Annotated in this window: 25 protein-coding genes; 17 read left to right on the forward strand and 8 right to left on the reverse strand. The window is 69.2% G+C overall.

Annotation, left to right across the window (positions count from 1 at the left end):
* Positions 1-669: PhzF family phenazine biosynthesis protein (locus HOQ08_RS09935; RefSeq protein WP_291193912.1), on the reverse strand; the 669-nt coding region annotated here is incomplete at its 3' end.
* A 125-nt stretch (positions 670-794) separates the two neighbouring features.
* Between HOQ08_RS09935 and HOQ08_RS09940 the strand changes: the two genes are divergently transcribed.
* From HOQ08_RS09940 to pncB, 7 genes are all read left to right on the forward strand, one after another.
* Positions 795-1,397 carry a rhomboid family intramembrane serine protease gene (locus HOQ08_RS09940; protein ID WP_291193915.1) on the forward strand — a complete coding sequence of 201 codons (603 nt, stop codon included), beginning with the start codon at positions 795-797 and terminating at the stop codon, positions 1,395-1,397.
* A 156-nt stretch (positions 1,398-1,553) separates the two neighbouring features.
* Positions 1,554-2,282, forward strand: coding sequence for a hypothetical protein (locus tag HOQ08_RS09945; RefSeq protein WP_291193918.1), 729 nt, complete (start codon positions 1,554-1,556; stop codon positions 2,280-2,282).
* Between the two features lie 117 nt (positions 2,283-2,399).
* Complete coding sequence (locus HOQ08_RS09950) at positions 2,400-2,783, forward strand: hypothetical protein (RefSeq protein WP_291193921.1); 384 nt, start codon at positions 2,400-2,402, stop codon at positions 2,781-2,783.
* A 55-nt stretch (positions 2,784-2,838) separates the two neighbouring features.
* Complete coding sequence (locus HOQ08_RS09955) at positions 2,839-3,933, forward strand: aminopeptidase (protein WP_291193924.1); 1,095 nt, start codon at positions 2,839-2,841, stop codon at positions 3,931-3,933.
* Positions 3,934-4,016: 83 nt separating this feature from the next.
* Complete coding sequence (locus HOQ08_RS09960) at positions 4,017-5,057, forward strand: YncE family protein (RefSeq protein ID WP_291193927.1); 1,041 nt, start codon at positions 4,017-4,019, stop codon at positions 5,055-5,057.
* 31 nt (positions 5,058-5,088) lie between these two features.
* Positions 5,089-5,475, forward strand: a complete 387-nt coding sequence (locus HOQ08_RS09965; protein WP_291193930.1) for a thioredoxin family protein — start codon at positions 5,089-5,091, stop codon at positions 5,473-5,475.
* A 43-nt stretch (positions 5,476-5,518) separates the two neighbouring features.
* The gene (gene pncB / locus HOQ08_RS09970) at positions 5,519-6,700 is read left to right on the forward strand and encodes a nicotinate phosphoribosyltransferase (RefSeq protein WP_291193933.1); all 1,182 of its coding nucleotides are present in this window, start codon (positions 5,519-5,521) and stop codon (positions 6,698-6,700) included.
* A gap of 1 nt (position 6,701) precedes the next feature.
* Here pncB and HOQ08_RS09975 read toward each other — a convergent pair whose 3' ends face one another.
* On the reverse strand, positions 6,702-6,827 hold the full coding sequence (locus HOQ08_RS09975) for a hypothetical protein (RefSeq protein WP_291193936.1): 126 nt from the start codon (positions 6,825-6,827) through the stop codon (positions 6,702-6,704).
* 103 nt (positions 6,828-6,930) lie between these two features.
* On the opposite strand from HOQ08_RS09975, the gene HOQ08_RS09980 reads away from it, so the two are divergent.
* Positions 6,931-7,416: a glutathione peroxidase gene (locus tag HOQ08_RS09980; RefSeq protein WP_291193939.1), complete on the forward strand. Its 486-nt coding sequence runs from the start codon at positions 6,931-6,933 to the stop codon at positions 7,414-7,416.
* Here HOQ08_RS09980 and dacB read toward each other — a convergent pair.
* A complete protein-coding gene (gene dacB, locus HOQ08_RS09985) occupies positions 7,409-8,953 on the reverse strand; it encodes a D-alanyl-D-alanine carboxypeptidase/D-alanyl-D-alanine-endopeptidase (protein WP_291193942.1) in 1,545 nt (514 codons plus the stop codon). The two genes, HOQ08_RS09980 and dacB, sit on opposite strands and share 8 nt — an antisense overlap.
* A gap of 100 nt (positions 8,954-9,053) precedes the next feature.
* Here dacB and HOQ08_RS09990 point away from each other — a divergent pair, with 100 nt between their 5' ends.
* Positions 9,054-9,536: a peptidylprolyl isomerase gene (locus HOQ08_RS09990; RefSeq protein ID WP_291193945.1), complete on the forward strand. Its 483-nt coding sequence runs from the start codon at positions 9,054-9,056 to the stop codon at positions 9,534-9,536.
* A 144-nt stretch (positions 9,537-9,680) separates the two neighbouring features.
* Here the strand turns inward: HOQ08_RS09990 and HOQ08_RS09995 are convergent, their stop codons facing one another.
* The gene (locus tag HOQ08_RS09995) at positions 9,681-10,769 is read right to left on the reverse strand and encodes a phospholipase A (RefSeq protein ID WP_291193948.1); all 1,089 of its coding nucleotides are present in this window, start codon (positions 10,767-10,769) and stop codon (positions 9,681-9,683) included.
* A gap of 109 nt (positions 10,770-10,878) precedes the next feature.
* Positions 10,879-11,502, reverse strand: a complete 624-nt coding sequence (locus HOQ08_RS10000) for a hypothetical protein (protein WP_291193951.1) — start codon at positions 11,500-11,502, stop codon at positions 10,879-10,881.
* A gap of 194 nt (positions 11,503-11,696) precedes the next feature.
* On the opposite strand from HOQ08_RS10000, the gene HOQ08_RS10005 reads away from it, so the two are divergent.
* Entirely contained in the window at positions 11,697-12,905 is a 1,209-nt protein-coding gene (locus HOQ08_RS10005; protein ID WP_291193954.1) for a crosslink repair DNA glycosylase YcaQ family protein, read from the forward strand.
* 53 nt (positions 12,906-12,958) lie between these two features.
* Here HOQ08_RS10005 and HOQ08_RS10010 read toward each other — a convergent pair whose 3' ends face one another.
* A complete protein-coding gene (locus HOQ08_RS10010; protein ID WP_291193957.1) occupies positions 12,959-13,450 on the reverse strand; it encodes a hypothetical protein in 492 nt (163 codons plus the stop codon).
* 318 nt (positions 13,451-13,768) lie between these two features.
* On the opposite strand from HOQ08_RS10010, the gene HOQ08_RS10015 reads away from it, so the two are divergent.
* The 7 genes from HOQ08_RS10015 (at position 13,769) to HOQ08_RS10045 (ending at position 19,248) form a co-directional block, all read left to right on the forward strand.
* A complete protein-coding gene (locus tag HOQ08_RS10015) occupies positions 13,769-13,978 on the forward strand; it encodes a cold-shock protein (RefSeq protein WP_291193960.1) in 210 nt (69 codons plus the stop codon).
* Between the two features lie 260 nt (positions 13,979-14,238).
* Positions 14,239-14,448: a cold-shock protein gene (locus HOQ08_RS10020; RefSeq protein WP_091333775.1), complete on the forward strand. Its 210-nt coding sequence runs from the start codon at positions 14,239-14,241 to the stop codon at positions 14,446-14,448.
* Between the two features lie 98 nt (positions 14,449-14,546).
* Positions 14,547-15,404: an alpha/beta fold hydrolase gene (locus HOQ08_RS10025; RefSeq protein ID WP_291193966.1), complete on the forward strand. Its 858-nt coding sequence runs from the start codon at positions 14,547-14,549 to the stop codon at positions 15,402-15,404.
* A gap of 249 nt (positions 15,405-15,653) precedes the next feature.
* Entirely contained in the window at positions 15,654-16,445 is a 792-nt protein-coding gene (locus HOQ08_RS10030) for a hypothetical protein (protein ID WP_291193969.1), read from the forward strand.
* 163 nt (positions 16,446-16,608) lie between these two features.
* The gene (locus tag HOQ08_RS10035) at positions 16,609-17,661 is read left to right on the forward strand and encodes an NADH:flavin oxidoreductase/NADH oxidase (protein ID WP_291193972.1); all 1,053 of its coding nucleotides are present in this window, start codon (positions 16,609-16,611) and stop codon (positions 17,659-17,661) included.
* 15 nt (positions 17,662-17,676) lie between these two features.
* Positions 17,677-18,552 carry a pirin family protein gene (locus HOQ08_RS10040; RefSeq protein WP_291193975.1) on the forward strand — a complete coding sequence of 292 codons (876 nt, stop codon included), beginning with the start codon at positions 17,677-17,679 and terminating at the stop codon, positions 18,550-18,552.
* Positions 18,553-18,945: 393 nt separating this feature from the next.
* The gene (locus HOQ08_RS10045; RefSeq protein WP_291193978.1) at positions 18,946-19,248 is read left to right on the forward strand and encodes a DUF962 domain-containing protein; all 303 of its coding nucleotides are present in this window, start codon (positions 18,946-18,948) and stop codon (positions 19,246-19,248) included.
* Between the two features lie 4 nt (positions 19,249-19,252).
* Here the strand turns inward: HOQ08_RS10045 and HOQ08_RS10050 are convergent, their stop codons facing one another.
* Both HOQ08_RS10050 and HOQ08_RS10055 read right to left on the reverse strand, forming a co-directional pair.
* Positions 19,253-20,272: a response regulator gene (locus HOQ08_RS10050; RefSeq protein ID WP_291193981.1), complete on the reverse strand. Its 1,020-nt coding sequence runs from the start codon at positions 20,270-20,272 to the stop codon at positions 19,253-19,255.
* Positions 20,269-21,618, reverse strand: coding sequence for a HAMP domain-containing sensor histidine kinase (locus HOQ08_RS10055; RefSeq protein ID WP_291193983.1), 1,350 nt, complete (start codon positions 21,616-21,618; stop codon positions 20,269-20,271). The genes HOQ08_RS10050 and HOQ08_RS10055 overlap by 4 nt, the downstream gene beginning before the upstream one ends.
* Positions 21,619-21,620 lie beyond the last annotated feature (2 nt).

Consider the following 21,620-nt stretch of genomic DNA (forward strand, 5'->3'; position numbering starts at 1 on the left):
TTCGACGATGCCCACGCCGGCGGGAAAGGCGCGCACGACCAGCTGGTAGTCCGCCGAGGCGCTGCGCGCGAACGCGCACAGGCCCATGCTGTCGCTGGCGCGGGCCAGCGCGCCGATCGCGCTGTGGTCGGGCGACCAGTGGCGCAGGCCGGCTTCGTCGGCGACCTCGGCCAGCCACCAGCGGCGCCCGCCGTCGACCAGCGCGGGCGGCAGGGCGCCCAGTTCCGCGCCGGCGAGCGTTGCGGCGAGCAACGGGTGCGCGTCGCGGCCAGTGGCGAGCACGCGCTCGCCCGGCGACTTGAGCAGCAGGTCGCGCGCCTCGCCCTCGCCTTCGATGCGGATCGGCAGCACGCCGGCGCCGCATTCCTGCCAAACCACCCCATCGACCGGTTGCGCGAGGCCGCAGGCCAGTGCCGCGTGCGCGCTGCCGATGCTGGGATGGCCGGCGAAGGAAATCTCGCGCTGCGGCGTGAAGATGCGCACGCGGTAGCTGGCCCCGGCCGTCGTGGGCGGCAGCAGGAAGGTGGTCTCCACCAGCGCGGTCCAGCGCGCGAAGCGCTGCATCGCCTCGTCGCTCCAGCCGCGCGCATCGGTCACCACGCCCAGGTGGTTGCCGCCGCCGCAAGTGGCGGCAAAGACGTCCAGATGCAGGTAGCGGATGGGTTCCATGCGTGTCCGTGGGAGAGCGGGCGGGGAAAGGCGCGCATGATAGCGCCGCGTGCGAAGGCAGCGTCGACAAGCCGCGCCGCGACCGCCAAGATGGCGGGTCCGCCCGATCGAGGAAGCCCCGAGCCATGCTCACCCTGGCCATCATCGCCGTCACCTGCATCGTCTCCTTCCTGGCCCTCAACAAGGCCAAGCTGATGGACGACCTGATCCTGTGGCCGCCGGCGATCCAGCGCCATCGCGAGTACCACCGGCTGGTGACCTACGGCCTGATCCATGCCGACTTCGGCCACCTGCTGTTCAACATGCTCACGCTGTTCTTCTTCGGGCGGCTGATGGAACAGTTCTACACCGCCGAGCTGGGGCGGCTGGGCTTTCTGCTGTTCTACATCGGCGGCCTGGTGATCTCGATCCTGCCGACCTACCTGAAGAACCGCCGCAATCCGAACTACCACAGCCTGGGTGCCTCCGGCGCGGTGTCGGCCGTGCTGTTCTCCTTCATCCTGCTGTCGCCGTGGTCGCGCATCATCGTGCTGGTGGTGCCGATGCCGGCGATCATCTACGCGGTGCTCTACGTCGCCTATTCGATCTACATGGATCGTGTCGGCCGCGACAACGTCAACCACAGCGCGCATCTGTGGGGCGCTGCCTACGGCGTGGTGTTCACCCTGCTGGTCGAGCCACGGGTGCTGGGCCATTTCCTGGCGGAGCTCTCCAGCCCGCGCATGTAGGTGCCCGCATCCTGAACTGGGCCATGGCTCCGGACGCAAGCGCGCATGACAGCAGCAGGCGCTCGCGCAATACTGGGAACGCAGGTCTTTCCGCCGCGTGCGTGGGGCACGCCAACGCGGGCAAGGCCGCACAGACCCCCGCAGGAGTGATGACGCATGGCAACGACACGCAAGTCGGCCGCGAAGAAATCCGCGGCAAAGAAGGCAGCCGCCGGCAAGAGCGCGACCAAGAAGGCCGGCATCAAGACCGCGGTCCACAAGACAGCCGCCCGGCCTGCCGCGAAGAAGGCCGCCGGCAAGACGGCGACGCGCAAGGCCGCACCGAAGTCCGCGGCAACCAGGAGCGCTGCGAAGAAGGCGCCTGCCAAGAAGGCGGCGGCAAGGAAGGCCGCTCCAAAGAAGGCCGCGGCCAAGAAGGCAGCGCCGAAGAAGGTTGCGTCGAAGAAGGCTGCCCCGAAGAGGGCCGCTCCGAAGAGGGCCGCGACCCGGCCGGCACCGAAGAAGACCCTCGGCGTGGCTGCCCCCAAGACTGCCGCCCCGAAGAAGACGGCAAGCCGCAAGCCGGCGGCAGCAAGCGCCACCAAGAAAGTGGCTTCCCCGGCACGCAAGGCGGCCCGCAGCGACGGCGCCAGCCGTCCGGCCGCCGGCAAGGGCGCCGCTCCGGTGCCGGCGACCAAGCACATCAGCCCGGAAGAGGCCGTGGCGCACATCCAGGCGCTGCTGGAGGCCAAGCAGGAGCGCAACCGGCAGAACGCGGGCTACCCCGGGCAAGCACAACCGCAAGGCGGTTCAGCGGTGCATACGCCGGCCAGCCCCGGCCTGCCCAGCGACGCGCCCAAGACGACCATTCCGGTGCATGTGGGCCAGCGCGGTCCGAAGGCCTGATCGTTGCCGGTGTTTCCCGTGCCGTGCCCGGCTGCGATGCCGGGCGCGGCGCTCAGGGCGCATTCAAATCGCCGCCGCTAGCGTCACCTTCGTGACTCGAAGTCACGGAGGTGGGCCATGAAACGCATGCTTGCAGGATTGGCGCTTGCGCTCGGCACGGCGGCGCTGTCGGGTTGCTACTACGACCCCGGCTACAGCTACGTGCGCAGCAACGGCTACCAGGGCGATGCCTACTACGGCGAGGGCCCGGCGGTGATCTACGAGCCGGACTATTACTCCGGCTATTACGGCCCCGGCTGGGGCTATGGTTGCTGCTATGCGCCGGGGGTGAGCGTCGGCATCAGCGGCACCTGGTACCCGGATTCACACTATTACCGCGGACGCGACCAGGACTGGCGCGGCGAACGCCACTGGGACCGTGGCGACCGCCGCCAGAACCCTCGCGTTGACCGGGACGATCGCGGCGACCGGCACGAGCGTCGCTACCACGATCACGACTGACGCGCGATCTGCCGCCGGCCTCGTGCACAGAGCCAGGGCTTGGCACAATCGCGGCATGCCGTTTCCGTCAGTCCTGCGGCGCGTGGCGCGCCTGGCCATCCTCGGTTCGCTGCTGCCGCTCACAGCCTGCGGCAGCCTGCGCTACTACGTCCACGTGGCGCACGGCGAGGCGTCGCTGCTCGCGCACCGCCGCCCGATCGTGCGGCTGCTGCGCGATCCGTCCACCGATCCGGCGCTGGCCGCGCGTCTGAAGCTGGCCGTGCAGGCAAGGACCTTCGCCTCCGCGCAGCTGGATTTGCCGGACAACCGCAGCTACCGGAGCTACGTCGACCTGCACCGCCCGTACGTGGCGTGGAACGTGTTCGCCACGCCGCCGTATTCGGTCGACGCCCTGCCGCAGTGCTTCCCCATCGCCGGCTGCGTGGCCTACCGCGGCTACTTCGAGCAGGCGCGCGCACAAGCCCGGGCGGCGCAGTTGAGGGCGCAAGGCGACGACGTGTGGATCGGCCCGGTGCCGGCGTATTCGACGCTGGGCTGGTTCGCCGATCCCATCGTCTCCAGCATGCTGCGCTGGGACGACGACGAGTTGGCCAGCACGATCTTCCACGAGCTCGCGCACCAGCGGCTCTATGTCAAAGGCGATACCGCCTTCAACGAATCCTTCGCCAGCTTCGTCGGGGAGGAGGGCCTGCGCCAGTGGCGCCACGCGCGCGGCCTGCCGCCGCCCGACCCGCGGGGGCAGGCGATGGAGCAGGACTTCACGGCGCTGGTGCTGGACCTGCGCGAGCGCCTCGGGCGGCTGTATGCGAGCACCCATGATCCGGCGGCGCTGGAGCAAGGCAAGCAGGCGCGGGTCGAGGCATTTCGCCGGGATTACGCCCACTGGCGCGATACCCGCTGGCCGGGCGATCACCGCTATGACGCCTGGGTCGCAGCGCCCATCAACAATGCGCGGCTGCTCCCCTTCGGGCTGTACGACCGCTGGACGGGCGCCTTTGCCGTGCTGTTCAAACACGCCGAGGGCCAGTGGGGCGCGTTCTACGCGACAGTGGGCGCGTTGGCGCAGCAGCCCAGGACGCAGCGCGACCGGACGCTGGAACTCCTCGCCGCCGAGGCGGGCGCAGCACCCGCCATCGGCACGACCCGATGACCGGCGCATAACGGGAGCGGCCGCATAAGCGCCCGGTAAGCCCCAGGCACCAGCATCGGCAGGTCCGCCACGGAGAGCCCGCCATGAACGTACTGTCCCGCCTGGCCATCGCCGCGTCGCTCGGCCTGGTGTCGGCCGCCGCCTTGGCCGCTTCTGCGCCGCCTGCCGATTACCGCGTGCTGCACCGCTACGTCCTGGGCGGAGACCAGGGCTGGGACTACCTGGCGCTCGACGCCGCCGCGCGGCGCGTGTACGTGAGCCATGGCGATGAAGTGATCGTGCTCGATGCCGACGGCGGCAAGCCGGTAGGGCGCATCGAGCACCTGGATGGAGTGCACGGGATCGCGCTGGCGCCGGCCCGGCACCGCGGCTGGATCAGCAACGGGCGCAGCGGCGAGGTGACCGTGTTCGACACCGGCACGCTGAAGACGCTGGCCACGCTCAAGGCCAGCGGCGCCAATCCCGATGCCATCCTGTACGACTCGGCGAGCGGGCGGGTGTTCACCTTCAACGGGCGCAGCGCCAACGCCACCGCGTTCGACGCCGCCAGCGGCAAGCTGCTCGCCACCATCGCGCTCCCGGGCAAGCCGGAGTTCGCGGTCAGCGACGGCGCCGGCCATGTCTGGGCGAACATCGAGGACAAGAACGAGCTGGTCGAGCTCGACCCGAAGGCCGCGGTGGTGCGCGCGACCTGGTCGCTGGCGCCGTGCGAGTCGCCCTCCGGCCTGGCGATCGACGTCGCGCACCGGCGCCTGGTCTCGGTCTGCGACAACCAGACCATGACGGTGCTGGATGCCGACAGCGGCCGCCGCGTGGCCAGCGTGCCGATCGGCAAGGGCCCCGACGGGGTCGTCTTCGACAGCCAGCGCGGCCTGGTCTTCAGCTCCAATGGCGAAAGCGGCACGCTGACCGTGGTGCACGAGGACGGTCCGGACCATTACCGCGTGCTCGCCACCGCTCCGACACAGACCACCGCGCGCACGCTGGCGCTGGACCCCAAGAGCGGGCACCTGTTCCTCTCGGCGGCGCAGTTCGGGCCGCATACGGAGCAAGGCGGGGCACACCATCACCCGCCGGTGCTGCCCGGCAGCTTCACCGTGCTGGAGGTCGGCAGCACGCCTTGAGCCGCCGCTCCCCGCACCCCATGCTGGAAGCATGAGCGACAGCGCCGTTCCGCAGTTCTTCGGGCAATTTCCCATGCGCCGCGTGCACGAGGCCGAGCTCGACGCGGCGCTTGCCGAGCCGGGCGATGGCCTGACCATCCTGTTCCTGTGGGGCCGCGATTGCCCCAACTGCGACATCGCCAAGCGCGCGATGCTGCTCGCCCGCGAACGCTTCCAGTGGGCGCGCGTGCGCTGGCTGCACGACAACGTGTACGAGGATCCGGGCATGGCCACGCGCTTCGGCCTGCACGGGATTCCCGCGTTCTTCGTGTTCGCCGGCACGCGCAAGCTGGGCCGCATCACCAGCTGGCCGGGTGCGCAGGCTTTCGTGGACGCGATAGAGAAGCAGCTCGCCGCGCTCGCGCCCGCGCAGGGATAATGCGCGGGCCGATCCGGCGCGCCGGGTCCCATCGGGCGCACGCATGATCATCCAGTCCCTGCTAGACACCGACCTGTACAAGTTTTCGATGATGCAGGTGGTGCTGCACCACTATCCGGCAGCGCAGGTCGAATACCGGTTCAAGTGCCGCAACCCGGGCGTAGACCTGGTGCCCTACATCGACGAGATCCGCGCCGAGCTCGACGCGCTGTGCGGCCTGCGCTTCACCGCGGAAGAGCTCGACTACCTGCGCGGCTGGCGCTACATCAAGAGCGACTTCGTCGACTTCCTGGGGCTGTTCCAGCTCAATGCCAAGTACGTGAGCATCGCGCCGGCGGCATCGGGAAACGGGGAGATCGAGATCCGCATCGTCGGGCCGTGGCTGCACACCATCCTGTTCGAGGTGCCGCTGCTGGCGATCGTCAACGAGGTGTACTTCCGCAACACCCAGCCGGATCTCGATCTTGCCGAAGGCCGCCGGCGCCTGCATGCGAAGGTCGCACTGCTGCGTGGCGATGCCGAATACGCCGACTGCCGCATCGCCGACTACGGCACACGCCGGCGCTTCTCGCGCCAGTGGCACGAAGAGGTGGTGCGCACGCTGCGCGATGGGCTGGGCGAACAGCTGGCCGGCACCAGCAACGTCTGGCTCGCCTGGAAGCTCGGCCTCACCCCGCTGGGCACGCTGGCGCACGAATACCTGCAGGCGCACCAGGCGCTGGGGCCGCGCCTGCGCGATTCGCAACGCGTGGCGCTGGAGACCTGGGCCAGGGAATACCGCGGCGATCTCGGCATCGCGCTGTCGGACGTCTACGGCCTGGACGCCTTCCAGCGCGACTTCGACATGTACTTCTGCAAGCTGTTCGACGGCACCCGCCACGACTCGGGCGACCCGTTCGCCTGGGGCGAGAAGGTGCTGGCGCACTACCGCGCCAACCGCGTGGACCCGCGCAGCAAGATCCTGGTCTTCAGCGATGCGCTGGACCTTCCCCGCGTGATGCGGCTCTACCGCCACTTCCGCGGGCGCTGCCAGTTGGCCTTCGGCGTGGGCACCAACCTCACCAACGACGTGGGGCCGGTGCCGCTGCAGATCGTGATCAAGATGGTCCGCTGCAACGGCCAGCCGGTGGCCAAGCTCAGCGACTCGCCGGGCAAGAACATGTGCGACGACTTCGCCTACGTGGCCTACCTGCGGCAGGTGTTCGAGATTCCGCCAGAGGCCTGAGCTAGGGCAGGTCCTCGTCGCGCGGCGCCTGGGCGCATGCAGGGCGATGCGGCGCCTCGCGGCAGGCGGCCCGCGCCAGCAGCACCAGGGTCGCGAGCGAAATCAGGGTGCAGATCAGCAGGTACATCACGGCAGCGTCGCCTCCCGGCCGCGCCGGCGGAAATGACCTTCGCTCATGTGCATATGCACTCGCCGGCGTAGACTGCCCGCAAAGCTACGGGAGCCCCTGCATGAGCAGCGTCTACGACTTTTCCGCGCGCGACATCGACGGTCGCGAGCGCTCGCTGGCCGAGTGGCGCGGGCGTTGGCTGCTGATCGTCAACGTCGCTTCCAAGTGCGGCTTCACGCCCCAGTACGAGGGCCTGGAGGCGCTGTGGCGGGCACGCCGTGACCAGGGCCTGACCGTCCTCGGTTTTCCCTGCGACCAGTTCGGCCACCAGGAACCGGGCGACGAGGCGCAGATCCGCCAGTTCTGCAGCCTCAACTACGAGGTGAGCTTCCCGCTGTTTGCCAAGATCGAGGTCAACGGCGGGCATGCCCATCCTCTTTATCGCTGGCTCAAGCGCGAGGGCAAGGGCGTGCTGGGCAGCGAGGCGATCAAGTGGAACTTCACCAAGTTCCTGGTCGATCCGGATGGGCAGGTGGTCAGGCGTTACGCCTCCACGGACGCGCCCGCGAAGATCGACCGTGAGCTGGCGGCGAAGCTGGCTACCTGATCCTTTCTCGTTCGCCGGAGGATGCCGGTGCACCGCTGCCCGTGGCCGACTCGCCGAGTTCGGCCAGCCACACCGCGATGGCATCCACCTCCGCGCTGGCGGACATCCCCGGCGGCGGATCGTAGTCGTTGAGCAGGATGGCGAAGGCCAGGTGCTCGCCGGCCGCGCTGGTGACGTAGCCGGCCAGGCAGTTCACGTAGGTCATGCTGCCGGTCTTGGCGTGCACGTTGCCGGCGGCGCGCGTGCCTCGCATGCGCCCGGCCAGCGTGCCGTCGACGCCGGCGACCGGCAGCATGCCGCGCAGGGCGCCGCCATCGGGGCCGTTGGCGAGGAAGGCGAGCAGGCGCACCAGCGCGTTGGGCGTGGTGAGGTCGCGGCGGGACAGGCCGGTGCCTTCGCCGATCAGGCTGGCCGAAGGGGAAATGCCGATGCGGCCCAGCAGCTGGCGCAGCGCGCGCAGGCCCCAATTGGCGGTGCCCAGGAAGTCGGCGGGCGGCGCCGGATCGGCGGAAGCCGCCTGCTCGCGCAGGCCGGCCAGCTGCAGCAGGTTTTGCAGGTAGAGGTTCTGCGAGCGTTTCAGGCCCGCGCGCAGGATCGTCCCGAGCGGAGGCGAGCGGACCTCGGCCAGCACGTGGGCGTCTGCACGCAATGCCTCCGACGGCTGCGGCCAGTGCAGCACGCGAAGCCCGCCATCGAGCTCGATGCGGTGGCGCGCAAGCGCCTGGAGCAACTCGGTGCCGGCCACGCGCGCCGGATCGTCCATCGCCAGGCGGAAGCTGCGCGCCGGGGCCTGTGCGGCGATCGTGCCGAAGACGTGCAGCAAGCCGCTGCCCGGCGCGCGGTAGAGGTTGACGTCGCTGCGGTTGCCGGCGGGTGTCGTCTGCAACCGGCCGTCCAGGCGCAGTGCGGCCGGCGGATCCAGGACGAGCTGCGCCGGCTCGCCGGCGCGCGCCGCGGGCGTGACGGTCAGCCGCAACTGGTTTTCGCGCACGCTCAGCGCCGAGGCGGGCGCGGCGAAGCCGCTCAGCAGATCCGCGGCCTCCCAGCCATCGCCCAGCGGCGGCCCGGCAAAATAGGTGGCGTCGGCGACCAGGTCGCCGCGTATGCGACGCACGCCGGCGGCGGTCAGCTGCAAGGCCAGCGCGTCGGCCCAGTCGGCGGTGGCCGGATCGGCGCCCAGCGAGGGGTCGCCCATGCCGTAGAGGACGAGCGGTCCGTCCACGCGTCCGCGCCGGTCGGGCGCCGGACCCAGGACTCGGGTGGGAATGCGGTAGGCCGTATCCAGCCCGTTCAGCACCAGCGCCGCGGTATAGAGCTTGGCGGTGGAGGCCGGCAGGAACAGTTTGTCCGCGTCGTGCGCGTAGAGCGTGCGGCCGCTGTCCAGCGAGACCACGGCGATACCCCAGCGCGCGGCGGCGAAACGCGGCTGCGCGATGCGTGCGTCGATGGCGGCGCGCGTGGCGGTCAGGTCCATCGCCGCGGCGTGCAGCGGGAACAGCGCGAGGGCGAGCAGGGGGAGCAGGCGCAACCGGTTCATGCCCGCAGTATCGCAACCGCGGCGCCACCGCGCAGGCCGGTGTGACAGGGCCTGCACGACGACCTGATAAACTGGCCTATCCACCGATCACGAGAACGCCATGCAGATCGCAGACAACACCGTCGCCTCCTTCCACTACACGCTGACCGACGATGAAGGCCGGGTGATCGACAGTTCCGAAGGGCGCGAGCCGCTGGCCTATCTGCACGGCACCGGGCAGATCGTGCCGGGGCTGGAGAAGGTGATGGCCGGCCGCCAGGCTGGCGACCAATTCAAGGTCGACGTATCGCCGGAGGAAGGCTACGGCGTGCGCCATGCCGAGCTGATGCAGGAAGTGCCGCGCGAGGCGTTCCAGGGCGTGCAGGACATCCAGCCGGGGATGCAGTTCCAGGGCCAAGGCCCGCAGGGCGTGATCAACGTCACCGTCGTGCGCGTGGACGAGGACAAGGTACACATCGACGGCAACCATCCGCTGGCGGGCCAGACCCTGCACTTCAATGTCGAGGTCACCGGAGTGCGTTCGGCCAGTGCCGAGGAGATGGCGCACGGGCACGTGCATGGTGCGGGTGGGCATCACCACTGACCGCGTCCGGGGTGGCGAAAGCCGTCCCCACCCCAACCCTCTCCACTTGTGCGGAGAGGGAGCAAGGCACGCGCAGCGTTCCGTTCCAAGGGGAAAGCGGCAGCACCAAAAACCTCCCCCTTCAACGAGCGACGGGTCCGCCGGCTAGTACCAATCGAGCAACGACACGCCGAGCCCGAGGTAGGTGGCGTTGTGGTTGTAGTCGATCAGGCTCTCGCCGTAGCCCTTGAACAGTTCCATGTAGCCGCGCAGGTTGCCGGCCAGGGGGAAGCTCCAGGTGAACTGCGCGGCGCCATGGCTGTGGCTGCCGCCGCGGAAGGAGTGCCGCAGCATCATGCCGAACTCCTGCCCATTCCACTCGCGTACGACTTGCACCTCGCCGCGGCCCATGTAATCGCTGATGTCGGGGTTGTTGTCGTCCGTGCCGCCCTCGGGGACGCGCCACCATGGCCGCAGCATCACGGTCCAGCCGTCGCGTTCGAGCCCGATATCGGCGACGACCCGGTTCCAGCTGCGCGAGAGCGGGTTGGAGCGGCCGTTGGACTGGTGGTTGAAGCCGATGCCCAGCAGGCGTCCGTCCCAGCCCAGCAACTGGTAGTGCGTGTCGAACACCAGCATGGCCTCCGGCTCATAGTTGGTCTCGCGGAATGGGCGCGAGATGCGGCTGTTGTAGACCTGCCAGCGGGACGACTGGGTATAGCCCAGCCACAAGTCCCCCTGGTCGCCGAAAACGCCCTGCCAGATCTTGGTCTTCAGGCTCAGCTGGAATTTCGCTTCGGCGTTCTGCAGCTGCTCAGGCGTGGATACCGTGTTGAGCGGATTGGGGCTTTGCGGGCGCTCGTTCTGGTTGCTGGTGGCGAACACCGGCAGCAGGTAGACCGGCTTGTAGCCGCGCACGTTGAAGGTGCCGAGCTTGGCCTCCGGCGAGAGCTCCCAGCGGCTGTCCAGCAGCGACAGTGGCGCGGCGACCTCCGGGCTGGCCTCCTCCACCGCCGCGTGCGAAGGAAGGTCGTGGCCGAACACGCCGGGCAGGGTGGTGCTCTCGTCCGCGCGCTTCCGGGGCGCCGGCAGGTTGACCCGGCCGGTGGCATGGTCGTAGCAGGCCAGCCGCTGCGCGTCGCTCTCGATGGCGGTACAGGCGCGGATGTCCATCGGGTTGGGATTCTGCGCCTGCGCCGCACAGGTCCACGCGCCGCCGAGCAGCGCGAGCGCCACGATCGGAAGTCGCTTCATTAGGCCAGCCCCCGTCTGCAAAGGCGCAAGTCTAGCGAGCCCCGTCCGAACCGCCCGTAACGCAAAAAAAGCCGGCCGCGGAGGCCGGCGAGGGGGTAGGGGTGAAAGCTCAGTGCGACTTCCAGCGATCGTACTCGCGCTGGGTGATGCGACCGTCACGGTTGCTGTCGGCGTGCTCGAAGTCATTGGCCAGCGGTGGGTAGCTGGCCGCTTCCTTCATGGTGATGGACTTCTTGCCGTTGGCCAGCTGGCTGAAGTCCGGTGCCGGCCCAGTGGAGGATGCCGGCGGCATCGAGGACTTGAATTCGACGTTGGCGCCGGCCCCGGCGCTGTTCATGTCGCCATGCTTGTCCATGTTGTGCTGCACGCCATTCATGCCGTTGTCCATCGTCTGGCCAGGCGGCGGTGAACTGGAGGCGGGCGGCGGCATGCTCTGCATGCCGGAACTGGCGGGCGGCGCAGGCATGTTCTGCATGCCGGAACTGGTGGGCGGCACGGGCTGCGTGTCGGCAGGATTCGGCGGCGGCGGTGGTGTCGGCGGCATGGTCGACTGGGGCATGGTCGACTGCGGCGAGCCGGGCGGAGGGGGCGTCGCCGGCGGGGGCGGAGGCGCGGCATCGGTCGGGTTCGATGGCGGCGCCGGCGGCACCGGCTGGTTCTGCGCCGCCAGCGCGCCGGACAACAGCAGCGAACCGGCCGCCAGGGCGGACAGCAATGGCTTGCGGGATTTCATCATCGATACTCCATGCCAGAATGCGGGGGCGCGGACGCAGGCAATCGATGGGCTACCGCGCTCCAGGCACGCTAACAAACGGTTTGTAAATGCCGCCTCAAACTGCGCGACAGGGTTCCGTGAAACCCACGCCATCGTTGCACCCCGCTTCATCCCGCCTTTCCGTGCCGTTGAGCACGGCCCAGGCGCGCCGGGTGCATTTGGCTGCACAGGGCCTGTTGCGCCCGCCCGCCCGTCGCGCGCGACCGGGCGACGTGCTGGCGGCGATCGAACGCATGCGCCTGCTGCAGATCGATTCGATCCACGTGGTGGCGCGCAGCCCGTACCTGGTGCTGCACGCCCGCCTGGGCGATTACGACAGCACCTGGCTGGATCAGGCATTGGCGCAGGGGCGCATCGCCGAGTGCTGGGCGCACGAGGCCTGCTTCGTGCCCGCGGCGGACCTGCCGCTGCACCGCGCCTGGCGCGAGCGCGGCGCGCACTGGGCGCATCGCCATGCCGAGCGCATGCATCGCGACCACCGCGCGCAGATGGACGATCTGCTCGAGCGCATCCGTACCTCGGGGCCGGTGCGCGCGGCCGACTTCCCGCGCGCCGATCGCGGCGCCAGCGGCTGGTGGGAGTGGAAGCCGGAGAAGCGCTGGCTGGAGGCCTGGTTCGCCCTGGGCGAACTGATGATTCCGCGGCGCGAGCGCTTCCAGCGCGTGTATGACCTGGCCGAGCGCGTGCTCGCCGGACTCGATCCGCCGTTCGTGCCGAGCGGCCTCGACAAGGCCGGACTGCGCCGACGCTTCGTACTCGACAGCGTGCGCGCGCTGGGCATCACGCAGGCCCGCTGGATCGCCGACTACTACCGGCTGAAACCCGCCGTGGGCGAAGCGGAACTGGCGCCGCTGGTCGCCGCCGGCGAACTGCTGGCGGTGCCGGTCGAGGGCTGGGACGCGCCCGGCTACGTGCATCGCGAGCATGCGCCGCTGTTGGCCGGGGTGCAGGCCGGCCAGTTGCGCGCGACCCACACGGCGCTGCTCTCGCCGTTCGACCCGCTGGTGTGGGATCGCGCCCGCGCGCAGGCCATGTTCGGCTTCGAGTACGCGATCGAGTGCTACACGCCCGCGGCCAAGCGCCGCTATGGGTACTTCGTGTTGCCGCTCCTGCATCGCGGAAGCCTGGTCGGCCGGCTGGACGCCAAGGCGCATCGCGAGGAGGGCGTGTTCGAGATCAAGGCGCTGTTCCTGGAGCCCGGCCAGGCGATTGCGCCGCGCCTGGTCACCGACGTGGCCGAGGCAATCGGGCGCACCGCGCGCTGGCACGGCACGCCGGCGATCCGGCTGGAGCACAGCGAGCCGGCGGCGCTGGGACGCGCGTTGCGTGCGCACTGGAAGGCATCCGGCGCGCTGCGCTAGGCGAAGACGAGCGCGAGCGGATGCCGGCAGCCGGCAGCCGGTGCCGGCTGGCGTTACGGCTGATCCTGGCTGCTCGGCGCGGCCGGCGCGCCTGCGCAGGATTTCCCATGCAAGGCCTCGCGCAGCTGGCTGGCCAGCGCGTTGCAGCGGACCATCAGGTTGGGGCGGATCTGCGGATCCTGCGAGTCGCGCAGCAGACTGGTGCGCATGGCTTCATAGCGTGCCGGAATCTGGTCGGGCTTGTAGATGGCCGCCGCGCGGTGGCAAGCCACGTAGCTGGCGAGGTAGTCGTCGCAGGCGGGGATGCCGGTGTTCTGCGGCAGTTCGGAGGGCGCTTCGGACGCCTTGGCGGCATGCCGCTCGCTGCGGGGCGCGCGGACCTGTCCGTTGTTCTGGCCGGCCGGCGTGCCGGGTTGTGGCTGGCTTTCGCTGGTTGCCTGCGTTGGGCTGGTCGTGCCGGGGCGTGCCGGGTGGCTGGCGCATCCGGCCAGCAACAGGCCAGCGCCAAGCAGGGTGAGGGTCAGGCGCGGGAGGTCAGGCTTCATGGCTGGGTTCCTCAAGGCGACGCGGTGGCCGGCGTGCGCTGGCGACCAGGGCACTAGACAAACGGCACCGTGAAGAAAATCTGAAATCCTTCGCGGAAAGGGACCATGCGCGTTCAGTTTGGCGGTCGCACCGGCGCCCGGTACCGGCTATGATGCGCGCACTGTGTTTGCCGGGGTCACCAGAGTTTTGTGGCCCGATGCCGCCGATCACGATCTGCGCTTCATCGATTCACCCCTAGGGTTTTCCTTGCACACCAGTAAGTCGGCCCCGCAACGTTGCGGCGGTCGAGTCTCTTTGAAAAACCTACGGAGTGTTTCATGTCTGATCGTCAGATGGGTATCGTCAAGTGGTTCAATGACGCCAAGGGCTTCGGCTTCATCAGCCGCGACAACGGCCCGGATGTGTTCGTGCATTTCCGCGCCATCAGCGGTACCGGCTTCAAGAGCCTGCAGGAAGGCCAGAAGGTGAGCTTCAAGGTCGTGCAGGGCCAGAAGGGCCTGCAGGCCGACGAGGTCCTCCCGGCCTAACGGTTCTGCCGTAAAAGCCTAAAAAGCCGGGCAGCGATGCCCGGCTTTTTTCATGCCCGCAGGGCAGGCCATCCGGCATGGGTTGCTTTTGCGAAAATTCCGCTATGCTTGAGCCACTGTGTCTGCTCGGTCCACGTGCGTGCCCCGATGCGGGATTCCCCTGAATCACGCCTCGCTCCACCCGCTCCCTGCATGCCCAGTAAGCCGTCGGCCAAAGGGGAGGTCGACTTGTCTCAGCATCGTGCAGAACGGAGTGAGTCATGTCGGATCGTGAAATTGGCACCGTCAAGTGGTTCAACGACGCCAAGGGCTTCGGCTTCATCAGCCGGGAGAGTGGCCCCGACGTCTTCGTGCATTTCCGCGCCATCAGCGGAACGGGCTTCAAGAGCCTGAAGGAAGGCCAGAAGGTCAGCTTCAAGGTCGTGCAGGGCCAGAAAGGCCTGCAGGCCGACGAGGTTGCTCCGGCCTGAGCGGCGGATCGAATGTTTGCCAAAGGCCGGCGCAAGCCGGCCTTTTTTTGTGCGCGCGTTGCCGCTTCGCTAGCCTGTGTTCTTTTGGGCGCAGAGCCATGGAAACCCACCCGAACGAAGCTGCGCGTGCGGTGCGCGTGGTCGCTGCCGATGGCGCGTCCAGCGAGCTGCTGCTGGTCGGCGCGCCCAATGCATCGCGGTGGCTGTACTGGCTGCCGGCAATGGGCGTGCCGGCCAGGCATTACCTGCCGCTGGCGCAGGCGCTGGCCGCGCAAGGCATCGCGGTGGCGCTGCACGAATGGCGCGGCATCGGTTCCAGCGACCGCCGCGCGGGACGGGGCCAGGACTGGGGCTACCGCGCGCTGCTGCAGGAGGATCTCCCGGCGGGACTCGTGGCCACGCGCAGGGCCTGGCCGGGTGCCACGGGTGCACTGGGCGGCCACAGCCTCGGTGGCCAGCTGGCCAGCGTGTTTGCCGCGCGGCATCCGGAACTCGGCGGCGAGTTGGTGCTAGTGGCCAGCGGCGCGCCGTACTGGAGGAACTTCCACCACCCCTGGCTGATCGGCGCCGCCTACGTGGCCGCCCCGCTGCTGGCCGGCGCGCTCGGGCATTTCCCGGGCCGCCGTATCGGTTTCGGCGGCAACGAGGCATGCGGCGTGATCCGCGACTGGGCGCGCAGCGGCCGCACCGGCAGCTACCGGGCCGAGGGCATGGGCGACCTGGAGGCGTGCATGGCCAGCTACGCCGGCCGCGTGCTCGCATTGCGCATGCGCGACGACTGGCTGGGACCGGCCGCCTCGTTGGCGTGGCTGCTGGACAAATTACCCTGCGCGGACGTCATGCATGAAGTGGTTGCGCCGGATGACCTGCAGGGCCCCGCCAACCACTTCGGCTGGATGAAGACGCCGCAATCGGTAGCCGTGCGCATCGCCCACTGGCTGGACCGGGCCACGTAGAAGTTTGCGGCGAGCGGCCGAGCGGAAATCATCGGCCGGGTCGCGACGGCCGGCACGCCTCGCGCTCGCAAGCACCACATCATCCGCAAAATTCTTCAGCCCGATTCATCGCTTGCCGCAGCGCCGCTGCATGCGCTCAAGCGCGCCGCTTTGGGTCAATAATGCCGGACCGCCACCCGGGAGGCCGCCATGTCCGGATCGAACCGTTTGCGCCCGATCTTGCTCGGTCCTGTGCCTTCCGGCGCGAGGATGGCCGACGATCCCGGCCTGGGCGAAACCCTGCTCGCCCTCTGCATGATCGGGCTGGGCGTGCGCGGATGGATCTACGGCGACCTTGCCGGCGTGTGGCAGCACCTGCCCGTCGCGCATCTGCCGGCGGAAGGTGGCATTGCGCTGGCCGTCGCCCTGGTGGAATTCGCGAGCGGGCTCGGTTTGCTGGTACGCCGTACGGCGCCGGCCGCTGCGGTCGCGCTGGTCGCGTTGCTGGCGCTATGGACGCTGCTGCTGAAGCTGCCGGGCGTGCTGGCGATGCCCGGCATGGAGGCGACCTGGTTGGGCGTGGCAGAAATCACATTGATACTTGCCGGCGGCTGGACGCTGATGGGGTTGCGCCTGCGGCACGAGGGCGGCAACCGTGGGGCGAGGCTGCTGTTCGCGCTTTCGCTGCTGCCCATCGGACTGGCGCATTTCGTCTATGCGCCGCAGACGGTCGCGCTGATGCCGGCCTGGCTGCCCTGGCATCTGGCCTGGGCCTGGTTTACCGGCGCGGCCAGCCTGGCCGCCGCCGCTGCCGTGCTGCTCGGCCTGCTGCCGCGCCTGGCGGTGGCGCTGGAGTCGGCGATGCTGAGCATCATCACCCTGGTCATCTGGCTTCCGCGCCTGCTTGCCGCGCCCGGGAACGACAACTGGACGGCTTTCCTCATGTCCTCGGCCATCGCCTGCGGCGCGTGGGCCGTGCTGGACGGCTACCGCGGCGCACCCTTGTGGGTGGTGGCCGGGCCCATGCAGCTCGCGCCGGCGCCCTTGCCACGGCAGGCCTGACGCACAGGCTCGCGGCCGGTTGCCTGGCGCCGGCGCAGCCTTGCGCCACGACGCTGTCGTGGTCATCAGGAGTCCCTGGGGAGCGAAGGGGCGCCCGGCGGGCTCTTGAAGGGCCGCCGGCCTGGCGTCATCTCCTGGGCTTGTCTTTCCCCAAGGCCATGGCATGGAACTGTTCACCCCGTTCGCGCAGCGCAGCCTCAGCTTGCGCAACCGCATCGTCGTTTCGCCGATGTGCCAGTACTCGGCCACCGACGGCATGCCAGGCGATTGGCACCTGGTCCACCTGGGCAGCCGCGCAGTCGGTGGAGCGGCTGCAGTGATTGCGGAGGCCACCGCAGTGTCGCCCGAAGGCCGCATCTCGCCCGGCGACACCGGCATCTGGAACGATGCCCAAATGGCTGCATGGCGGCCGATCGCCGCTTTCATCCGCGGCCAGCACGCCGTTGCCGGCGTGCAGCTGGCGCATGCCGGGCGCAAGGCCAGTGCGCAGCGCCCGTGGGAGGGCGGTGGCCCGCTTGCGGAAGGTGGATGGACCACCGTGGCGCCCTCGGCGATCGCCTTCGACGAAGGCTGGCACGTGCCGCAGGCGCTGGACCAGACAGGGCTGCGCAAGGTGGCGGCAGATTTCCGCGCAGCCGCGCAGCGCGCGCTCGCCGCCGGCTTCGAGCTGATCGAGGTGCACGCCGCGCACGGCTACCTGCTGCACCAGTTTCTGTCGCCACTCAGCAACCATCGCACGGATGCGTACGGCGGCAGCTACGAGAACCGCACGCGGCTGCTGCACGAGGTGCTGGCAGCGGTGCGCGAGGTGTGGCCGCAGACGCTGCCGCTGTGGCTGCGCATTTCGGCGACCGATTGGGCGGACGGCGGCTGGAGCATGGAAGAGAGCGTGCGCCTGGCGCGCGACGTCAAACCGCTGGGCGTGGACCTGGTCGACGTCTCCAGCGGTGGGCTGGTGCCGCACGTGAGGATCCCGGTCAAGCCGGGCTACCAGGTTCCCTTTGCCGCGCGCATCCGCCGCGAGGCGGATACTGCCGTGGGCGCGGTCGGGTTGATCATCGAATCGGCGCAGGCGGCAGCCATCGTGGAGAATGGCGAGGCGGACCTGGTGCTGATCGCCCGCGAAAGCCTGCGCGATCCCTATTTTCCGCGGCGCGCTGCGCAGGAGTTGGGCCAGTCGCTGGCCGCGCCGCTACAGTACCAGCGCGCCTGGTAGGCGCCGGGAGCGGACATGGACCACATGCCACGATTGATCGAAGGCCGTCGACACGACCTCGGCGACGGCTTTACCGTGCGCCGGTTGCTGCCCGCGCTGCTGGCGCGGCACGTCGGTCCGTTCGTGTTCTTCGACCACATGGGCCCGGCCGATTTCGCGCCCGGCAGGGGCATGGACGTGCGGCCGCACCCGCACATCGGGCTGGCCACGATCACCTGGCTGTTCGAGGGCTGCATCCGCCACCGCGACAGCCTGGGTAGCCTGGCCGACATCCGTCCCGGCGAGGTGAACTGGATGACTGCCGGCCGCGGCATCGTGCATTCGGAGCGCACGCCGCCGGACGCGCGGCGCGAGGGTCAGCGGCTGCACGGCATCCAGCTGTGGGTGGCGCTGCCGCGCCAGGACGCGGAGGTAGCGCCGGAGTTCCACCATCACGATGCCGATGAATTGCCCCGCCTCAGCCGCGGCGGCGCCGAACTGCTGCTTGTCGCCGGCAACGCCTATGGCGAACGCTCGCCGGTGAAGGTGTTCGCGCCCATGTTCCTGATCGAGGCCAGGCTCGCCGAAGGATCGGTGCTGGATTGGCCGGACGAACATCCCGAGCGGGGCGTATACGTGGTCGAGGGCGAGCTCGAATGGGGCGGGACCGTCTTGTCGGCCGACCGCATGGCCGTGCAGACCGCTGGCGCGGCGGCGCCGTTGCGCGCCCGCGAGGCCAGCCGGCTGGTGCTGTTCGGCGGCGCGCCGCTGGATGGCGAACGGCACCTGTGGTGGAACTTCGTGGCCAGCTCGCGCGAGCGCATCGAGCAGGCCAAGGCCGGCTGGGCGGCCGGGCGTTTCGGCGTAGTGCCCGGGGACGAGGAAGAGTTCATCCCCTTGCCCGAGCACTAGGGGGCGCCGATCCATTCCACGCAAGCGTTGCGATGTTCTGAAGGCTCGCAAGGCGGAATGCGCGGCGACTGGCCGTCATTTGCATGTGCGCGTGATGACGGGTTCCGAATCGCGCAGAGAGCGCCGTCGGGATTGGGCGCTCCTGAGAAAGGTCTGCATACCCCGTCTTTGTCCGTTGCTAGCACGCGCCTGCAGGGCGTGACCGACCGGTGCAATACAGGCGCCACTTCCTTGGCGCGGGGACGGGTGCAGTCGAACGTCCTCGTGCATCGATGATGGTTCCGCACGCTCTTCGACTTCGGCGCCTTTGTCCGCTGCGAATGGGTGCCGGATGCCTTGAACCTTGTCTGGAGCGGGTGCACGCTGGTCGCATCGTTCGCCGGATGCCGCGCCATGCCCGAATTCACCCGTTTCCGCGACTTCTACCCCCACTACCTGGACGAACACCGCAACCGGGTCTGCCGACGGTTGCACTTCGTCGGCAGCACGATGGTGCTGCTGGTGATCGCCGTGGCGATCGTCACGCGCGACGCGCGCTGGCTGTGGCTGGCGCCGGTGGCCGGCTACGGATTCGCCTGGATCGGCCATTTCGCCTTCGAGAAGAACCGCCCGGCCACCTTCCGCCATCCGCTCTACAGCCTGGCCGGCGACTGGGTGATGTATTGGCAGATCCTGCGCCGACAGCAGCACATGTGAGCGATCAGGCCCCCAGCGCCTGGCCGTCCTGCTCGCCCAGCCAGTCGCGGTAGTTGCGCAGCTTGCCGAGCTGGAAGCGCGAGACGTCCTCGATCAGCGCGAGGTGGTACCACTGCTCGCCGCGCACGGTGACCGCCGGGTGCAGCAGGGCTTCCGGCTGGCGGATGTCCTCGCGGTAGTAGCCGTCGCCATCGCCGAACCAGGGCAGCCGATCGCCGTCGCGCAAGGCGGCGAGAAGCTCGGCCGGGGCACCGAGGTCGCTGGCGATCTCGTAGTGCGCGCGCAGGTCCTCGTCGGTCTGCACCAGCACGAAGCGGCCGCGGCCACGCTCGTCCAGCAGCAGCAGGCCGGTGGGATTGACGTGCAGGTAGCATTCCATCGCGGGGAAGTCGCCGACCAGTTCGCGGAACGCCTGCTGGAACGCCTTGTCGCGCAGGAAGCGCACGTTGCCCAGCGCCAGCGCCTCGGCGACGAAGCCGCCGACGCGCTCGAAGTAGCGCCGCTGCAGCGCGCGGATGCCCTGCTGCAGCTTGTCCATCGCCTGCGGGTCGCTCTTGCGGATGAAGCGGTCGATCACGCCGGCGTTGAAGGCCTCGATCGCGGTGCAGTCGTCGGCCGTGCCGGTCAGCAGGATCTTTCCGATGTGCGGATTGGCCAGCTCGCGGCAGAAGGCGATGCCGTCCATTTCCGGCATGGTCAGGTCCACCACCACCACCGAGACCTCGGCGAAGCGCTCGGGGTCGTACATCACGCGGTGGATCGAATCGATGTCCAGCGCCACCAGCTCGCGCGTCTGCGAGGAGCGGTCCTTCCAGTGGTACATCCAGCCGCCGCCCGGCACGGCGCGGATGCCATGGCTGCCGAGCTCCGCCAGCGCCTGGCGCGGCGAGGCGTAGCTGCGCAGGCGCAGCATCGGATCGAGCAGCAACGGCACGCTGTCGAGGTATTTCTCGTGGTCGTCCACCAGCAGCGTGGTGGTGGGAAAGTGGAACGGCAGGATGTCGCCGTGGAAATCGATGCTCATGCCGAAAATCCCTGTCCAGATGGCACGCGAGATGGAAACGTCACGAAAAATTCGGTGTATTCGCCCCAGCGCGAGCGGCAACTGATGCGCCCGCCCATGCGCTCGACGGCGCTCTGCGAGAAGGCCAGCCCGATCCCCAGGCCGGTGCCTGCATCGCCTTCGCTGTAGGAATAGAAGCGGTTGAAGATGCGCGGCAGCACGTCGGGCGGAATGCCGGGGCCGGTATCGCGCACGCGGATGCGATGGCCGCCGGCGTCGCTGTCCAGGCTGACGTGGATCTCGCCCTTGCCGGCGCGGCCGGTGTGGAACAGCGCGTTGCGCAGCAGGTTGAAAAGGACGTGGGTCAGCAGCGGCTCGGAGCCCATCACCACGAAATCGACCGGCCCGGGCGACAACTTCACGCGCTCGCGCTCGGTCCGCGAGGCATAGGGGTAGCGCGCCAGTGCCTGCTCCACGCAGGCGCGCGCGTGCAGCGGTTCCATCTGCAGCGTGCCCATCGGCCGGGCCGCCATCAGCAGCATGTCGATCACCGTGTGGGAGTGGTTGACCTCATGTTCGATCACGTCGACGGCACGCTGCAGCGCCTGCAGGTGCGGGCTGCGCAGCGGGGCCACGGACAGGCCCGCCTGTTCGGCCATGCGATGGCTTTCCAGCAGGTTCGGCAGATGGCGGCCGATCGCGCGGCCGGCCAGCTGCACCGAGCCCAGCGGCGTGCGCAGTTCGTGCGCGATGTTGTTGGAGGCGCCGATCAGCGCCTTGACCTTGGCCTGGTCGCCGAACTTCTGCGAGAGGCTGGCCAGCGGCCCGAGGACCAGCGTCAGCGCCAGCACCGGCGCGTACTGCGCCATCGCCTGCCACGGCCAGGCCTCGTGCGGCCCGAGCTGGAACGCCAGCGCCGCCAGGCCGGTGCCGAGGCTGAAGATCAGCACGAAGCTGGCCAGGTCGAACAGCATCATGGTGATGAAGATCGAGAACAGGTGCGCGGCCATCCAGCCGATGGTGCCGCCGTTGCGCAGCGTGAGGTAGCCGAAGAAGAACGGCAGCACGAAGGTGATCGCCGCGTACCAGTACGTCGGCAGCCACGGCTTGCAGCGGCGTGGCCACCAGCGCTGCAGCGCCAGCGGCAGCAGCACCACGCAGCCGGCCATGTGCAATCCGAGGTTGCCATACGGCTGTGGCAGCACGTAGGTCCAGAGGAACCAGTACAGCGGCATGAACAAGCCGCCGAGCAGGCACATCACCGGCATCATCGGCTGCGAATAGCGCGCGCGGGTGAACATCGCGTTGTCCATCCGCCGCCGCAGCTGGCGCAGGCGCGACCAGCGGCGGCGTGGAGCAGGCTTCATCC

Origin of the sequence: Frateuria sp., assembly GCF_013362045.1 — a bacterium.
Lineage (GTDB): Bacteria > Pseudomonadota > Gammaproteobacteria > Xanthomonadales > Rhodanobacteraceae > Frateuria_A.

Excerpts from the sequence above, each read along its gene's own strand:
- HOQ08_RS09940 (WP_291193915.1), top strand. The coding sequence starts at position 795 with ATGCTCACCCTGGCCATCATCGCCGTCACCTGCATCGTCTCCTTCCTG.
- HOQ08_RS09945 (WP_291193918.1), top strand. The coding sequence starts at position 1,554 with ATGGCAACGACACGCAAGTCGGCCGCGAAGAAATCCGCGGCAAAGAAG.
- HOQ08_RS09950 (WP_291193921.1), top strand. The coding sequence starts at position 2,400 with ATGAAACGCATGCTTGCAGGATTGGCGCTTGCGCTCGGCACGGCGGCG.
- HOQ08_RS09955 (WP_291193924.1), top strand. The coding sequence starts at position 2,839 with ATGCCGTTTCCGTCAGTCCTGCGGCGCGTGGCGCGCCTGGCCATCCTC.
- HOQ08_RS09960 (WP_291193927.1), top strand. The coding sequence starts at position 4,017 with ATGAACGTACTGTCCCGCCTGGCCATCGCCGCGTCGCTCGGCCTGGTG.
- HOQ08_RS09965 (WP_291193930.1), top strand. The coding sequence starts at position 5,089 with ATGAGCGACAGCGCCGTTCCGCAGTTCTTCGGGCAATTTCCCATGCGC.
- pncB (WP_291193933.1), top strand. The coding sequence starts at position 5,519 with ATGATCATCCAGTCCCTGCTAGACACCGACCTGTACAAGTTTTCGATG.
- HOQ08_RS09975 (WP_291193936.1), bottom strand. The coding sequence starts at position 6,827 with ATGTACCTGCTGATCTGCACCCTGATTTCGCTCGCGACCCTGGTGCTG.
- HOQ08_RS09980 (WP_291193939.1), top strand. The coding sequence starts at position 6,931 with ATGAGCAGCGTCTACGACTTTTCCGCGCGCGACATCGACGGTCGCGAG.
- dacB (WP_291193942.1), bottom strand. The coding sequence starts at position 8,953 with ATGAACCGGTTGCGCCTGCTCCCCCTGCTCGCCCTCGCGCTGTTCCCG.
- HOQ08_RS09990 (WP_291193945.1), top strand. The coding sequence starts at position 9,054 with ATGCAGATCGCAGACAACACCGTCGCCTCCTTCCACTACACGCTGACC.
- HOQ08_RS09995 (WP_291193948.1), bottom strand. The coding sequence starts at position 10,769 with ATGAAGCGACTTCCGATCGTGGCGCTCGCGCTGCTCGGCGGCGCGTGG.
- HOQ08_RS10000 (WP_291193951.1), bottom strand. The coding sequence starts at position 11,502 with ATGAAATCCCGCAAGCCATTGCTGTCCGCCCTGGCGGCCGGTTCGCTG.
- HOQ08_RS10010 (WP_291193957.1), bottom strand. The coding sequence starts at position 13,450 with ATGAAGCCTGACCTCCCGCGCCTGACCCTCACCCTGCTTGGCGCTGGC.
- HOQ08_RS10015 (WP_291193960.1), top strand. The coding sequence starts at position 13,769 with ATGTCTGATCGTCAGATGGGTATCGTCAAGTGGTTCAATGACGCCAAG.
- HOQ08_RS10020 (WP_091333775.1), top strand. The coding sequence starts at position 14,239 with ATGTCGGATCGTGAAATTGGCACCGTCAAGTGGTTCAACGACGCCAAG.
- HOQ08_RS10025 (WP_291193966.1), top strand. The coding sequence starts at position 14,547 with ATGGAAACCCACCCGAACGAAGCTGCGCGTGCGGTGCGCGTGGTCGCT.
- HOQ08_RS10030 (WP_291193969.1), top strand. The coding sequence starts at position 15,654 with ATGGCCGACGATCCCGGCCTGGGCGAAACCCTGCTCGCCCTCTGCATG.
- HOQ08_RS10035 (WP_291193972.1), top strand. The coding sequence starts at position 16,609 with ATGGAACTGTTCACCCCGTTCGCGCAGCGCAGCCTCAGCTTGCGCAAC.
- HOQ08_RS10040 (WP_291193975.1), top strand. The coding sequence starts at position 17,677 with ATGGACCACATGCCACGATTGATCGAAGGCCGTCGACACGACCTCGGC.
- HOQ08_RS10045 (WP_291193978.1), top strand. The coding sequence starts at position 18,946 with ATGCCCGAATTCACCCGTTTCCGCGACTTCTACCCCCACTACCTGGAC.
- HOQ08_RS10050 (WP_291193981.1), bottom strand. The coding sequence starts at position 20,272 with ATGAGCATCGATTTCCACGGCGACATCCTGCCGTTCCACTTTCCCACC.
- HOQ08_RS10055 (WP_291193983.1), bottom strand. The coding sequence starts at position 21,618 with ATGAAGCCTGCTCCACGCCGCCGCTGGTCGCGCCTGCGCCAGCTGCGG.